Genomic DNA, 13,418 nt, shown 5'->3' on the forward strand with positions numbered 1-13,418 from the left:
TGATCTCTCTTCCCTTGTGGGTCAGCTGCTCTATGCCTGCTCGCCTCTTGTTACGTCAGTGGGCGGTCAGGCAGAGCGTCATCGAGCAACATAATTCCAATGACACGTGCGGGCCAGATTATGCCCGCGCGACTGTGGCTTCAAGGTACGCAGGCGATAAAGTTCATACAAGTGTTTAATCGCCCATCCGCACCCGGTGCGACGACTTGCCGCTGAGCGGTCGTTCACACGCAAGCCAGACGATGCGAAGCAACTGATAGCTCCCCAGAATCGTCATCGCGACAAAGAGCAGCAGGCTCCATTCCGGAATGCTCAGATCGAACAACGTCCAGGAAATCTCGTCACAATCGCCCTCCCCTTTAAACATCTGCGTGACCCGGCATACCCAGGGCATGTTCTGGTGCAAGGATTCCAGGCTGGACGAGCACATGGTTAGCTGATGCGCCGGATCACTTTGCCGCAGAATCTGCCGCCACGCCGTAGCCGTGCCCACGAGGCTGCAGAAAAATCCGGACAACCAATACAGGAACGATCCAAAGCGCCCAGGCCCCAGCACCGAGGCTGCCAGGCTGATACCCGTTAGCAACGCCAGGCAAAGCCGTTGCAAAAGGCACAAGCCGCAGGGTTTGAGTCCGACCGCATATTCCAGGTAATAGGAAACGCCCAAGGCCAGGGAGCCTGTAATGAAAACCATGAAAAACAAGGAGCGTGAGCAGGCCAAAGACATGGCATTTCCGTACCAATAGAGACAGGTGGTTACGGTAGAGGAAAGCGCGCCGGCCTTTCAAGGCAGGTCTGCACGGACACTTCACCAGAAGCGTAGGGAATTCCCGACGGCGTCGAGAGGAATTGGTGTAGTCCCATGTAGGACAAGGCCGATCAAAGACTACAAAGCCAAACACCAGAAGAATTTTGAGCATGCGGATCGCCCTTTCGAGCGCCCCTTGCCCAAGACTTCAAGCGTGAGCCAACGTCGGCAGCGGTGCTGCCAGCAGGCGCTCATCGAGCATGCCCAGGCCTTCCTGAAACAGCTGATTACTGCGTTGCGTGTCACCGAGCTGTGCCAGTAGCCGCGCCAGTTCCGCGCAGGCTTCCGGGTTACGCTGAACCCGCAGGCTGCTTTCCAGGTAATCACGCGCCTTGCCCCAAAGGCTGTTTTGCAGACACAAGCGACCCAGTGTCAGCAACAGGCTTGGGTCGGCCGGATGATCCTTGAGCCAGCCCTCAGCCGTTTGCAACTGCCGAGCCGGATCGCTGCCGCGAACCAGTCCGTAAAGACGCGCCAGATGACTGTCGTATTTACGTTTGAGGGTCGTGCGCAAAACCTCTTCCGCTTCGACCTGCGCGCCCAGCTGCCGCAATTGCTCGGCATACGCCAGCACCAGCTGAGGTTCCTGACGCTGAGCCGAAGTGAGCTGCTGCCAGGCGCGGCTGAGCGATTGCAGACCAACCTTGCCATCGTCTTCCCGATGCGCCGCCAGGGACAGGTTTTCACCCCACGCACGACGCTCCAGTTCAGCCAGTTCAGCGGGCGGCAGGACTTTATCCTTGCGCAGCTCGGGCAACAGGCGAATCACCGCCGACCAGTCGCCACGCTGCTGAAGCAGACGCTGTAGCTGTCGCAGCATCTGCGCGTTGTGCGGATGACGCTCATGCATGGCTTGAAGGGCCGCCAGCGCACCGTCGGTATCGCCCCGGTCAGTCTGCAATTGTGCATGGTTCAAGGCGATCGCCAGTTCGGCCTGCGGCTGGCGCTCCAGTGCACGCTCCAGCAGATTGTCGCTTTCTTCGTAGTGACCTTGTTCGTTCGCGGCGCGAGCCGCGCCGAGGTAGTAAAGCAGCGGTTGGCGTTCGGCCTCCGCAGCCCGTTGCAAATGACGCTGCGCACTTGCCCAGCGACCTTCCGCCAAATCCAGCTGACCGTGTTCTATCGCCACTTGCACGCGGCGGCTGCGATTTCGGTTCGACCAGGGATTGACCACGCCACTGGACGTCATCACCAGCTCAACCAGCACCTTGATGCCCCAAAACAGCAGCCACAGGACCGCGACCAACGCCAGCGTCGCCCACAGGCTCGATTCATAACGAAAACTTTTGTAGGCAATCAGCACGTAACCGGCATGTTCGGCAATCGCCAACCCTAGCGCGGCGGCCGCGGCGATCACCAGGAACACGATCACATAGAGACGTTTCATGGCGTTGCTTCCTGAGCGGTACCTGCGGCAGGTTTAGCCATCGGCTTGATCGAGTCCTCGGCGTTGACGTTACGCCGCTCCAGATACCCCTGAACCGCGCTCAGCGTGCCGGTCAGGTCCGGCGTCACCACGGTGACCCGTTGTTTGCTCAACTCGCCAACCTGCTCAAGCATCACTTTGCTCTGGGGGTTGTCCGGATTGAAGTTGCCGGTCAACACATCCCGCGCTTCCGCCAGCGCCTGGGTGTAAACCGCAGCCTGACCATTGAGCGCGGCCCATTGCGCCTGCTCCAGCGCCAGGCTCAGGGCCAGGCGCACCTGGCTCAGGCTCTGCCCGGCCAACAATGGACGCACATTTTTGTCAGCATTGAAGTCGATGCGGATGTAGCGGGAGATCTGATCCCACCACTGCGCCCAGCGACTGGCACCGTCACCATCGGCGGTCAGGCCCAGCAGTGATTCACCCCGGTCCTTGTACTCGGGCGCCAGTTCGGTGAGGTCAATCACCTGATCACGCAAAGCGCCCAGTCTCAGGAACAACCCGGTGCGATCCGGTTGCTCGGTGCTGCGCAACGCCACCAGGGTTTTGGCCACTTGCTCGCGAGCGGCAAAAGAGCCCGGATCGTTCTGTTCACGAAGAATATCGTCGGCACCCTGCACCAACGCCTGGGCGCTGCTGATGTCTTGCAATGCCGAGAGTCGCAGGCTGGCCAGACGCAGCAAATGCTCGGCCTCGGCCAGGCGCCAATCTTTGCGGCTGGCACCGAGGATGGTTTCAAGTCGCTGGTTCAGGCGTTGTTGATCACCCTGCAACTGCGTCACCAGGCGGCTGCGCGCTTGCAGCTCATCGACGGCAGGCAACTGCTCCAGCCGTGCAGTAATGCGCTGCTCGTTGAGCTTGAGGCTTTGCGCCTGATCGTTCAGCGCCTGCACCTGAGCCAGTTGTTGCTGGTTATTGGCTTGCAGGTGACGCACCTGCCAGACACCCCAACCGCCCACGGCGACCCCGGCAGCACCCAGCAGCAGTGCGACGATTGCCAGCCCATTGCCTCGGCGCTGCACGTCAGCAGGTGGCGCCGTTTCAACCGGAGTTTCAACCTGTGCATCACGCACTGGCTGGTCGTCATCTTTAGGCAAGGCAGTTTCGCTCACGTATCCATCCTTTGCATTAGAGAACGGGTTCGGGATGCTCCCGCAACGCCGCCAGCAAAGCCGCGGCACTGGCGCCGCGACAATCCACAACTGTTTGGGCCCCGGCAGCGCGTGCCAGCTCGGCGACCCTGGGGCTTGGAACAAACAACGGCAACCGCGCCAACTGTGGCCAGGCATCGCCGGCCAGTTGATGCAGGTGCTCAAAACCTTGCCCACTGCTGACCACCAGCCCGTTCAAGCGTTCCGCCCGGACCCGCTCGACCAGCTCCGCAGCCGGGTATTCAGGCAATCTGCGACGGTACAACTCCAGATACTCGACACTAGCACCAAGCTCGCGCAAACGCTCAGCCAGTAGCTCGCGACCACCCTCCCCGCGCATGATCAGCACCCGCGGTTCAGGCCCGGCAATAGCCTCGCGCAAAGTAGCAAGTTCAAGCAAGGCTTCACTGTCGTCACCCTCCGCCGGGAAGCTCACATCCAGACCACTTTCATCGAGGATCTGTGCGGTGGCTGCGCCTACGCTGAACCACTTCAGTGACGGTGGCCGAGGCCAGAATTGGCCGAGCAGGTCGACGCCGATTCTGGCAGCCGGTTTGCTGACGACAATTACCGCGCTGAAGCGATCCAGTTTCCGGATCACCTCGCGCATGGTGTCAGAGACAGCAATCGGACCGATTTCCAAAAGCGGCAAGCAGCTGCTGAAAATCCCCGCTTCGGCCAACGCATGGCTCAGCGCCGCTGACTCATCCGCAGGGCGCGTCAGCAGCAGGCGCCAACCTGTCACTCGTGACCTGCCTCGCCGTAGACCGCTTTCAGAATGTCGTTGGCGCCCTGACTCAGAAGATCCTCGGCGACTTTCACACCCAGGGTTTCGGCATCTGCACGTGGCGCACGGCCCTCGGCGCTGAGCAACAGGCCACCGTTCGGATCTCCGACCAGGCCACGCAACCAGACCTGCTCACCTTCAAGCACGGCATAGCAGGCGATGGGGACCTGGCAGCCGCCGTTCAAGTGTTTGTTGAGGGCACGTTCGGCCGTCACGCGAGTGGCGGTGTCCTGATGGTGCAACGGTGCCAGCAAGGTGTGAATTTCGCTGTCGGCTGTGCGGCATTCGATACCGACTGCGCCTTGTCCACCAGCAGGCAAGCTGTCGTCGACGCTGATCGCCGACGTAATACGGTCTTCGAAGCCCAGGCGAATCAAGCCCGCCGCGGCAAGGATGATGGCGTCGTATTCACCGGCATCGAGCTTGGCCAGGCGCGTATTGACGTTGCCACGCAGGAAACGGATTTCCAGGTCCGGACGACGGGTGAGCAACTGGGCCTGACGGCGCAGGCTGGACGTGCCGACGATACTGCCCGGGGGCAATTCATCCAGGCTGGCGTACGTGTTTGAGACGAAAGCATCGCGAGGGTCTTCGCGCTCACAGATGCAAAACAGGCCGAGCCCTTCGGGGAAGTCCATCGGCACGTCTTTCATGGAGTGCACAGCGATGTCGGCTTCATTTTCCAGCAGCGCGGTTTCCAGCTCTTTGACGAACAAACCCTTGCCGCCGATTTTCGACAGCGGAGAGTCCAGCAACTTGTCGCCGCGACTGACCATGGGCACCAACGTCACGAGCAGGCCAGGATGGGCCTCTTCCAGACGGGCTTTGACGTATTCGGCCTGCCATAGGGCCAGGGCGCTTTTGCGGGTGGCGATGCGGATTTCGCGAGAGGACATGGATCAATCCGTACTGAAATAGATACGGCGGATAATAACAGCTCAGCCAAATCCACTTTGACTTGTATCAGATACTGCGTGGCCTCCCTGGCCCGGGATTGTCCGCAATCAGCGATGCAACCCGCCTGCGAACGGCGAGTTAAAGCTGCTGCATCATTTTGCGCACGCCGGCCACATGGCGCCGACTGACGATCAATGCATCACCGTTCAGGCCTTTGAGAAACAGCTGGAAATGCCCCAGAGGCGTGCGTTGCAGCCGCTCGATACGTTCGCGGGCGACCAGAGCGTTGCGGTGAATACGCACGAATCGGTCGCCGAACTCATCCTCAAGGGCCTTGAGCGGTTCATCCAGCAACACCTCGCCACCTTCGTGGCGCAGGGTCACGTATTTGTGATCGGCAATGAAGTAGACCACCTGATCCAACGGGATCAGCTCGATGCCTTTGCGGGTTCGCGCGCTGATATGACTGCGGGGACCGCTGCCACTTTCGGCGGCGGGGCGAGTCAGGGCGGCGAGCTGGAGGCGATTGGGGCGCTCGGCTTTCTTTAATGCTTCGTGAAGATGTTCAGTACGCACGGGTTTCACCACATAGCCTACGGCGCTGGCCTGTAAGGCTTCCACGGCAAATTCATCGGGTCCTGCACAAAACACCACAGCGGGCGGAGTTTCGCGTTCGCACAACCGCGCAGCCACTTGCAGGCCATCAAGGCCTGGCATGCGGATATCGAGCAACACGATATCCGGTTTGTGGCTGTCGATCAGTGCCAACGCCTCTTCGCCGTTCGTGGCGCTAGGCTCCAGGACACTGTATCCCTCGAGTTCACCGACCATTCGGCTCAGGCGCTCGCGGGCCAGGGGTTCGTCATCAACGATCAGGACATTCATATTGCGCTGGATTCCTGCGTGAGTCTCGCACAAGGATAGCGTAGACAGGTGAAGTGACGTCCGTCACCGCGATCCACGCTAAGACTAGCGCGAGGGCCAAAAAGTGCCGCGAGATCGGCGGCTAAATTTTCAACTGCCGCGTGACTGGAGGCTCTGGCCCGCGTTGGCGAGATATCGCCGTGGGTTTTCCGATACACAATATGAACACCCCCTCTTCTTATAGTCAGTGGCCGCACCGAGAAGTGCGCAGTTCCTACTGTCCAACTGTAGACGGTTGCCGGGACGTTATTGCTCAATTGAAAAATATCGTTGCGCAATTTTCCAAACTCTCACCTTGAGTATGGACCGAGGTATAAGAAAAAACGTATCGACCAGTGTCAGCGACAGGATTGGCAACCCTGTTATTATCCGCGACAGCTTTCAACGTCACTTTTCTCCAGCCGATACGAGCGAATTCATGAGCACTGACAAGACCAATCAGTCCTGGGGCGGCCGCTTCAGTGAACCCGTCGACGCCTTCGTCGCCCGCTTCACCGCCTCCGTCACTTTCGACCAGCGCCTGTATCGCCACGACATCATGGGCTCGATCGCCCACGCCACCATGCTGGCCAAGGTCGGCGTGCTGACCGATGCCGAGCGCGACAGCATCATCGATGGCCTGAACACCATTCAGGGCGAAATCGAGGCCGGCCAGTTCGACTGGCGCATCGACCTCGAAGACGTGCACATGAACATCGAGGCACGCCTGACCGACCGCATCGGCGTCACCGGCAAGAAACTGCACACCGGCCGTAGTCGTAACGACCAGGTTGCCACCGACATCCGCCTGTGGCTGCGTGACGAGATCGATCTGATCCTCGCCGAAATCACCCGCCTGCAAAAAGGCTTGCTGGAACAGGCCGAGCGCGAGGCAGGCAGCATCATGCCGGGCTTCACTCACCTGCAAACCGCGCAGCCAGTGACCTTCGGGCACCACATGCTGGCCTGGTTCGAAATGCTCAGCCGCGACTACGAGCGCCTGGTCGACTGCCGCAAACGCACCAACCGCATGCCATTGGGCAGCGCCGCGTTGGCCGGCACCACCTACCCGATCGACCGCGAATACACCGCGCAGCTGCTGGGCTTCGACGCCGTTGGCGGCAACTCGCTGGACAACGTGTCCGATCGTGACTTCGCCATCGAGTTCTGCTCGGCGGCAAGCATCGCGATGATGCACTTGTCGCGTTTCTCCGAAGAGCTGGTGCTGTGGACCAGCGCGCAGTTCCAGTTCATTGATCTGCCGGACCGCTTCTGCACTGGCAGTTCGATCATGCCGCAAAAGAAAAACCCTGACGTACCGGAACTGGTTCGTGGCAAGTCCGGCCGCGTCTTCGGCGCTCTGATGGGCCTGCTGACCTTGATGAAGGGCCAGCCGCTGGCCTACAACAAGGACAACCAGGAAGACAAAGAGCCGCTGTTCGATGCCGCCGATACCCTGCGCGATTCGTTGCGCGCCTTTGCCGACATGATCCCGGCCATCAAACCCAAGCACGCAATGATGCGCGAAGCAGCGTTGCGCGGTTTCTCCACCGCCACCGACCTGGCTGACTACCTGGTACGCCGTGGCCTGCCGTTCCGCGACTGCCACGAAATCGTTGGCCACGCCGTGAAGTATGGCGTGGAAAGCGGTAAGGATCTGGCGGAAATGAGCCTGGAAGAGCTGCGTAAATTCAGCGACCAGATCGATCAGGACGTATTTGCGGTGTTGACGCTGGAAGGTTCGGTGAACGCTCGCAACCATATCGGCGGCACTGCACCGACGCAGGTAAAGGCCGCTGTTGCGCGCGGTCAGGCACTTTTGGCTAGCCGCTAAAAGCATCGCAAGCAGGCTCACTCCTACAGGGGAACGCATTCCATTGTAGGAGTAAGCCTGCTCGCGACGACTGACTTCAGAGCACTAAAAACTCACTTCTTGGCCGCGACCATCGCCAAAAACGCCGGCATTGCCGCTTCCTTGTCCGCTGCAATCTTCTGCACATGCGGATTCTGCTCAAGCCGCTGCAACAGCGCTTTTGCCTCCGGCATTTCTGCCAACAGATCGATACCAAACAGCTTCTGCCCCACGGCACTGGCCAGCGGCACGCTATAAAGGAAATACAAATCCGCCACGCTCAAGCTGTCGCCCGCCACATACGGGGCGAATTTGCCGTGCCGGGCCAACGAGGCAAAACCCAGCAACAGCTCGGCTTTGCTCCGCTCCTTGATCGCCTCTGGTATCTGCACGCCAAAAAACGCCTCGCCGTAGCACATGCGCGCCGGCAACTCGATGTACAGCTCGATTTCCTTGGCCAGCGCCAGGGTTTGCGCACGCTCGAAAGGATCGCTTGGGAGCAGCGGCGTGCCTTGCTGGCTCTGCTCGATGTATTCGAGAATCACCGCGGTTTCATTGATAAAACCGTGCTCGGTGTGCAGCACCGGCACTTTACCGCGCGGGCTGATGGCCAGTGCTTGCGGGGTAGTGCCGCCATAAAACGCCACTTCTTCGAACGGCAGTCCCTTCTCGAGCAGCGCCAGTTTGACCATGTTGTAGTAGTTGCTGACGGAAAATCCATAAAGCTTGAGCATCACAAAGCCTCCAGGCCGTGCGGGGTTGGCAGTCCTGTTTTATAGAACGTCGCAGCGATTCTTGCCAGCAGCATCACAGCGCTGAATGCAGGTAAACTGGCCGCCTTAACTTGAGGAGCCTGCCATGAGCGAGCCGACAGACATCGATAACGACGAAGAAGAGTTCACCGAAAACACCCTGATCGAAGCCATCGAAAACCAGATCGAAAGCGATAACCCGCCTGCAGCCAAGGCAACGTTCAACAAGTTGACCCTGGTGGGTTACGAGCGGGAAGAAATTCTCAACCTGATGGCCCACGTTTTAGCGGTAGAAATCGACGCGATCCTCGAAGAAGACCGCGCGTTCAACACAGAATGGTACGAAGCGGCACTGCGCGCGCTACCAGAACTGCCGCCGGAAAAGAAGTAAGTCAGAAACCGGTAGGAGCAAGGCTTGCCCGCGATGAACGATGGCACGATCCGTCTGACAGGTCGCGGCGCGGCAATCGCGGGCAAGCCTTGCTCCTACAGCACCCCGCTGCCGCACCTCCTGCCGGGGAATGCTTCCCGAGGCGAAAAATCCCTGTCGCGAGCACTGGACATGCCGCACAAGTGGGCTCACCTTAGGGGCGCTGTCGTCCAATTCCTAGAAAGTCTGGAGTCCTTATGTCGCTTACCCCTGAGTTGGTTGCCGAACTGGAAGTCCTCGCACTCTTCAACCTGGACAGTTCCCAGGAAGGTTTGAAAATTCATCAGACCGCTGCCCCGAAACACATCGCCGCCGCCAAACGCCTGCATGAAAAGGAACTGATCGACCAGCCCGATGGCGGTTACCTGACCAGCCTGGGGCGTGATGCTGCACAAAATGTGCAAACAGTACTGACCATTCTGAGTGTCGCAGAAACAGCCTGAAGATCACCGCATCGCCCACGGAAACCCCTGCGACGGGATTTCCGCGGGCAAACTTGCTGAGCCGCCATCAACCCGCGATATAAATCTGACGTCAAAATCCAAAATCAGCTTAAAAGTGCCAGGCCCGAGGCGCTAAACTGCCCCTCATCCGCCGACCCCACGTCCGAGCCTCGCGAGCCGGTTTGAGCTGACATGACCCGCAACCATGAAATCCGCCCCGATCTGGACGAGGGAATCGACCGCAAGGTTCTCAGCCAACTGCGCGCCCGCTTTCTAAAACTCAATGAAGGCCGCATGGCCCGTGCCATGGAGGGGTTGTCGACCCGCCAGCAAACAGTACTGACGCTGCTGCCGCTGTTTTTCCACGTGAATCATCCGTTGTTGCCAGGGTATGTGTCCGGCAGCACGCCGGCCGGACTGTCGAACTTCGAGCCCGACGCCAATGCCCTCGCTGAAGCCCAACGCCTGACCCGCTCGTTTTCTTACAAGCCGCGCCATGGCAGCAACCCGCCGCGACCAATCCACGGCCTGTTCCTGATGGGCAGCCTTGGTACGCTGGCTCAAGCCGATCAGAGCGACATGGACGTCTGGGTGTGCCATGCACCGGACCTCAGCGAAAGCGAACTCGCGGAGCTGCGTAAAAAGTGCCAACTGCTGGAGGTCTGGGCCACGAGCCTGGGCGCCGAGGCGCATTTCTTCCTGATCGACCCGACGCGCTTCGTGCTCGGCGAGCGCGATACCCAGTTGAGCTCCGAAGACTGCGGCACCACCCAGCATTACTTGCTGCTGGACGAGTTCTACCGCACTGCGATCTGGCTGGCAGGTCGTACGCCAATCTGGTGGCTGGTGCCGGTCTACGACGAATCCGCCTACGACCGGTACACCCACACGCTCCTGTCCAAACGCTTCATCCGCGCCGACGAAAGCCTGGACCTCGGGCATTTGGCCTACATTCCGCCCGGTGAATTCATTGGCGCCGGCCTCTGGCAGTTGTTCAAGGGCATCGAGTCCCCCTACAAGTCCGTGCTCAAGCTGCTACTGACCGAGGTCTACGCCAGCGAACACCCCGAGGTTCATTGCCTGAGCCTGCGTTTCAAACAAGCCGTGTTCGCCAATCAACTGGACCTCGACGAGCTGGACCCTTATATCGTGGTCTACCGGCGCATCGAGGAATACCTCACGGCCCGGGGCGAACCGGAACGGCTGGAATTGGTGCGGCGCGCCCTGTACCTGAAGGTCAATCGCAAACTCACCGGCAGCAGCCGCGCTCAGAGCTGGCAGCGTTCACTGCTGGAGCGGCTGGCTCAAGAATGGGGCTGGGATCAACGGCAACTGGCGCTGCTTGATAGCCGCAGCCAGTGGAAAGTCCGCCAGGTCAGCGCTGAACGCCGTGCCCTGGTCAACGAGCTGAACTACAGCTACCGCTTCCTGACTCAGTTCGCCCGCAGCGAACAAACTGTCAGCCTGATCAACAAGCGCGACCTCAACGTGCTGGGTCGACGGCTATACGCGGCCTTCGAGCGCAAGGCCGACAAGGTCGAGTTCATCAACCCGGGCATCGCCCCGGACTTGGCCGAAGACACCCTGACACTGGTGCAGGCGCCCAACAAGAAAGAGCCGGGGCAAACCCAGTGGGGTTTGTACAACGGCAGCCTGACCGCTCAAGAGTGGGAGCATTTCGCGCCGATAAAGCGCAGCCGCCAATTGCTTGAATTACTCACCTGGTGCCACCGCAATGGCGTGATCGACAGCAGCACGCGGCTCGCCCTGCACCCTGGCGCCAGCGACTTGAGCGAGTTCGAACTGTTCAACCTGCTCGGTAGCCTGCAACAGAGCATTGCGCTCCCCCTGGCCACCGTTGCAGAAGAGACGTTGCTGCGCGCCAGCGTACCGAGCGAGGTGTTGATTCTGGTGAACGTTGGCGTCGACCCGCTCAAGCATCATCGCGATCTGAACATCCTGATGACCACCGAGCGCACCGACTCGTTGAGCTACGCCGGGGTGCGCGAAAACCTGGTGCTGACGCTGGACCAGGTCACGCTCAACAGCTGGAACGAAGTGCTGGTCAGCCGCTACGACGGCCCTCATGCCCTGCTCGACTGCCTGCGCGCTTACCTCAACAACCTTCCAAGCGGGTTGGCGCAGCCTCGATTGCGGGTTCGCTGTTTCTGTCACAACCGCGCGCAGTTCATTGCGCGACGCGTCGAAGAGGTCCTCGATACAGCGCAAAACCTGTTATTGAGCAATCTCAATCACCGTTACCTGATTCAGGTCCAGCAGCACTACCACGTGCTTGAGCTGGTGCCCGGCCAGGTCAATCACGTTGCCCTCGCCACCTTGCCGGCACTGATCGATTACCTGGGCGAGGAACTGACAGCGTACAGCCCGCTGCACCTGGACCCGATGGCACTGGAAGACCACGACCTGGCACTGCTTCTGCCGATGGGGCAACCCGAGTGCATCCAAGTGTTCTACCGAATCAACGAAGACCAGGCCGACTTGTATGTCCTCGATGAATTCAATGCGCTGTGGCAACAACGCTTGCCTTATCACGATGAACAAAGCCTGCTGGTGCCACTGCAACGCTTCCTGCAATCGATTCAGTACCGACGCGATGCCTTGTTGCCGATGGACGCGGCCCAGCCCTTGAGCCTCGACACCTTGTATTACCAACTGCTGCCTTCCGGCCCCGGACGAGCGCGTCGGGTCGAAGCGCGGCCCGCGCCGCAAACGCCGGCCAACAAACCGTTCTACGACGTCCAGGCGATCATCGGCAAAGCCGCACCGGGAAAGGTGCAGGTGACGTTGTATTGCAATCAACGAGAGTTTTCAGAACTGGAACATGGCGACCAACTGTTCAGCGTGGTCGCACAAGAAATCGTCGAGCAGCGTCGCGAAACCGAACGCTATCGCTGCTACATCACCGACCTGGACCTTTCGGGCCTGCCCGGTGACGAACAGAGTTCAAGCAATTTGTACCTGCGCTACAAGGCTGACCTGGAGCGCTCGTTGAACGAGGCACTCGAACAGGTCTGAGGGGCGTTATTCCGGGAAGTCGCCGCCATTGGCAGGCTGGGATTCAACTTCCAGCAACGTCAGTTTGAGGGTCTTGCCGCCCGGCGCTGGCCAGTCGATGTGCTGACCGACTTTCAGACCGAGCAAAGCACTGCCCACCGGCGCCAGAATGGAAATCCGGCCTTCGTCGGCATTGGCATCCTTGGGGTAAACCAGGGTCAGGTGATAGTCCTTGCCACTGCTTTCTTCACGGCAGTGCACACGGGAATTCATGGTCACGACATCGGCGGGCACTTCATCGTGACCAACCAGGGTATCGGCGCGATCCAGTTCGGTTTGCAGCGCGATGACGCCTGGCAGCGTGTCATCCAGGCTGTCGATCAGGCGCTCCAGACGTTGGACGTCCAGACGGGTAAGGGTGATGGAAGGTGCGGTCATGATTAAGGCAGACTCCTTTCTTCTGCACAGAAAAAGCAAAACCCCGCCAGAAAAAGGCGGGGTTTTCACGAGCCTCGATGGGTTGAGGCGTTTCTGGACACTATCACAGCTCAATAAATATACAAGTCAGGTGCGACCAAGCACTTTGTAGCCGCTGGCGAAGCCTGCGTTCGGCTGCGTAGCAGTCGTGGAATCAGGCGATAGGGTGTATCAGGAGTAACGAGCATTCAGGTTTTACGACGGCTACGCAGCCGAACGCAGGCTTCGCCAGCTGCTACAGGTCGCTTGAAGGCTTCAGGTGGCGGTCTTGCGCTGTGAGGCTTGGGCGCAGATAACCCGTCGACGTTCATCATCCGCCGAGCGCCACTCGCGGATGTCTTCGACATGGCGAAAACACCCAAGGCAGACCTTCTGCTCATCCAGCCGACACACACCGCTGCACGGCGAAGGCACCGCCGGGCTGACATTGCTGTAGAGCGGTTTGGGCGGACGAACGGGCGCAGGCTGGGTCACGAT

Annotated in this window: 13 protein-coding genes and 1 pseudogene; 4 read left to right on the plus strand and 10 right to left on the minus strand. The window is 59.8% G+C overall.

What is annotated here, in order from left to right; translation table 11 throughout:
• Window positions 1–175: 175 nt before the first annotated feature.
• From C7534_RS10435 to C7534_RS33275, 7 genes and pseudogenes are all read right to left on the minus strand, one after another.
• Complete coding sequence (locus C7534_RS10435) at window positions 176–727, minus strand: disulfide bond formation protein B (protein WP_109785699.1); 552 nt, start codon at window positions 725–727, stop codon at window positions 176–178.
• A 229-nt stretch (window positions 728–956) separates the two neighbouring features.
• Entirely contained in the window at window positions 957–2,195 is a 1,239-nt protein-coding gene (locus C7534_RS10440; RefSeq protein WP_109785700.1) for a heme biosynthesis protein HemY, read from the minus strand.
• Window positions 2,192–3,346 carry a uroporphyrinogen-III C-methyltransferase gene (locus tag C7534_RS10445; protein WP_109785701.1) on the minus strand — a complete coding sequence of 385 codons (1,155 nt, stop codon included), beginning with the start codon at window positions 3,344–3,346 and terminating at the stop codon, window positions 2,192–2,194. The genes C7534_RS10440 and C7534_RS10445 overlap by 4 nt, the downstream gene beginning before the upstream one ends.
• A 16-nt stretch (window positions 3,347–3,362) precedes the next feature.
• Window positions 3,363–4,130, minus strand: coding sequence for a uroporphyrinogen-III synthase (locus tag C7534_RS10450; protein ID WP_109785702.1), 768 nt, complete (start codon window positions 4,128–4,130; stop codon window positions 3,363–3,365).
• The gene (gene hemC, locus C7534_RS10455) at window positions 4,127–5,068 is read right to left on the minus strand and encodes a hydroxymethylbilane synthase (RefSeq protein ID WP_046032228.1); all 942 of its coding nucleotides are present in this window, start codon (window positions 5,066–5,068) and stop codon (window positions 4,127–4,129) included. Before hemC ends, C7534_RS10450 begins: the two co-directional genes overlap by 4 nt.
• Before the next feature lie 139 nt (window positions 5,069–5,207).
• On the minus strand, window positions 5,208–5,954 hold the full coding sequence (locus C7534_RS10460; protein ID WP_046032227.1) for a LytR/AlgR family response regulator transcription factor: 747 nt from the start codon (window positions 5,952–5,954) through the stop codon (window positions 5,208–5,210).
• A pseudogene (locus C7534_RS33275) lies at window positions 5,951–6,076 on the minus strand (sensor histidine kinase); the annotation flags it as partial. The gene C7534_RS10460 and the pseudogene C7534_RS33275, both read right to left, overlap by 4 nt.
• 335 nt (window positions 6,077–6,411) lie before the next feature.
• On the opposite strand from C7534_RS33275, the gene argH reads away from it, so the two are divergent.
• Window positions 6,412–7,806 carry an argininosuccinate lyase gene (gene argH, locus C7534_RS10470; protein ID WP_109785703.1) on the plus strand — a complete coding sequence of 465 codons (1,395 nt, stop codon included), beginning with the start codon at window positions 6,412–6,414 and terminating at the stop codon, window positions 7,804–7,806.
• Window positions 7,807–7,898: 92 nt separating this feature from the next.
• Here argH and C7534_RS10475 read toward each other — a convergent pair whose 3' ends face one another.
• Window positions 7,899–8,558: a glutathione S-transferase family protein gene (locus C7534_RS10475; protein ID WP_109785704.1), complete on the minus strand. Its 660-nt coding sequence runs from the start codon at window positions 8,556–8,558 to the stop codon at window positions 7,899–7,901.
• Window positions 8,559–8,682: 124 nt separating this feature from the next.
• On the opposite strand from C7534_RS10475, the gene C7534_RS10480 reads away from it, so the two are divergent.
• From C7534_RS10480 to C7534_RS10495, 3 genes are all read left to right on the plus strand, one after another.
• Window positions 8,683–8,967 (plus strand): hypothetical protein, encoded by a 285-nt coding sequence (locus tag C7534_RS10480; RefSeq protein WP_109785705.1) that lies wholly within the window; start codon window positions 8,683–8,685, stop codon window positions 8,965–8,967.
• 236 nt (window positions 8,968–9,203) lie between these two features.
• A complete protein-coding gene (locus tag C7534_RS10490) occupies window positions 9,204–9,449 on the plus strand; it encodes a TIGR02647 family protein (RefSeq protein ID WP_077431052.1) in 246 nt (81 codons plus the stop codon).
• 192 nt (window positions 9,450–9,641) lie between these two features.
• On the plus strand, window positions 9,642–12,485 hold the full coding sequence (locus tag C7534_RS10495; protein ID WP_109785707.1) for a class I adenylate cyclase: 2,844 nt from the start codon (window positions 9,642–9,644) through the stop codon (window positions 12,483–12,485).
• Window positions 12,486–12,491: 6 nt separating this feature from the next.
• On the opposite strand, the gene rnk is transcribed toward C7534_RS10495, so the two are convergent.
• Window positions 12,492–12,902: a nucleoside diphosphate kinase regulator gene (gene rnk / locus C7534_RS10500; protein ID WP_046032222.1), complete on the minus strand. Its 411-nt coding sequence runs from the start codon at window positions 12,900–12,902 to the stop codon at window positions 12,492–12,494.
• A 294-nt stretch (window positions 12,903–13,196) separates the two neighbouring features.
• Window positions 13,197–13,415: a DUF1289 domain-containing protein gene (locus C7534_RS10505; protein ID WP_077431049.1), complete on the minus strand. Its 219-nt coding sequence runs from the start codon at window positions 13,413–13,415 to the stop codon at window positions 13,197–13,199.
• Window positions 13,416–13,418 lie beyond the last annotated feature (3 nt).

Source organism: Pseudomonas sp. OV226, from assembly GCF_003148705.1.
Classification (GTDB): domain Bacteria; phylum Pseudomonadota; class Gammaproteobacteria; order Pseudomonadales; family Pseudomonadaceae; genus Aquipseudomonas.

Coding starts and splice junctions, on each gene's coding strand:
- C7534_RS10490 (WP_077431052.1), top strand. CDS start 9,204: ATGTCGCTTACCCCTGAGTTGGTTGCCGAACTGGAAGTCCTCGCACTC.
- C7534_RS10480 (WP_109785705.1), top strand. CDS start 8,683: ATGAGCGAGCCGACAGACATCGATAACGACGAAGAAGAGTTCACCGAA.
- C7534_RS10475 (WP_109785704.1), bottom strand. CDS start 8,558: ATGCTCAAGCTTTATGGATTTTCCGTCAGCAACTACTACAACATGGTC.
- rnk (WP_046032222.1), bottom strand. CDS start 12,902: ATGACCGCACCTTCCATCACCCTTACCCGTCTGGACGTCCAACGTCTG.
- C7534_RS10440 (WP_109785700.1), bottom strand. CDS start 2,195: ATGAAACGTCTCTATGTGATCGTGTTCCTGGTGATCGCCGCGGCCGCC.
- C7534_RS10460 (WP_046032227.1), bottom strand. CDS start 5,954: ATGAATGTCCTGATCGTTGATGACGAACCCCTGGCCCGCGAGCGCCTG.
- C7534_RS10435 (WP_109785699.1), bottom strand. CDS start 727: ATGTCTTTGGCCTGCTCACGCTCCTTGTTTTTCATGGTTTTCATTACA.
- C7534_RS10495 (WP_109785707.1), top strand. CDS start 9,642: ATGACCCGCAACCATGAAATCCGCCCCGATCTGGACGAGGGAATCGAC.
- hemC (WP_046032228.1), bottom strand. CDS start 5,068: ATGTCCTCTCGCGAAATCCGCATCGCCACCCGCAAAAGCGCCCTGGCC.
- argH (WP_109785703.1), top strand. CDS start 6,412: ATGAGCACTGACAAGACCAATCAGTCCTGGGGCGGCCGCTTCAGTGAA.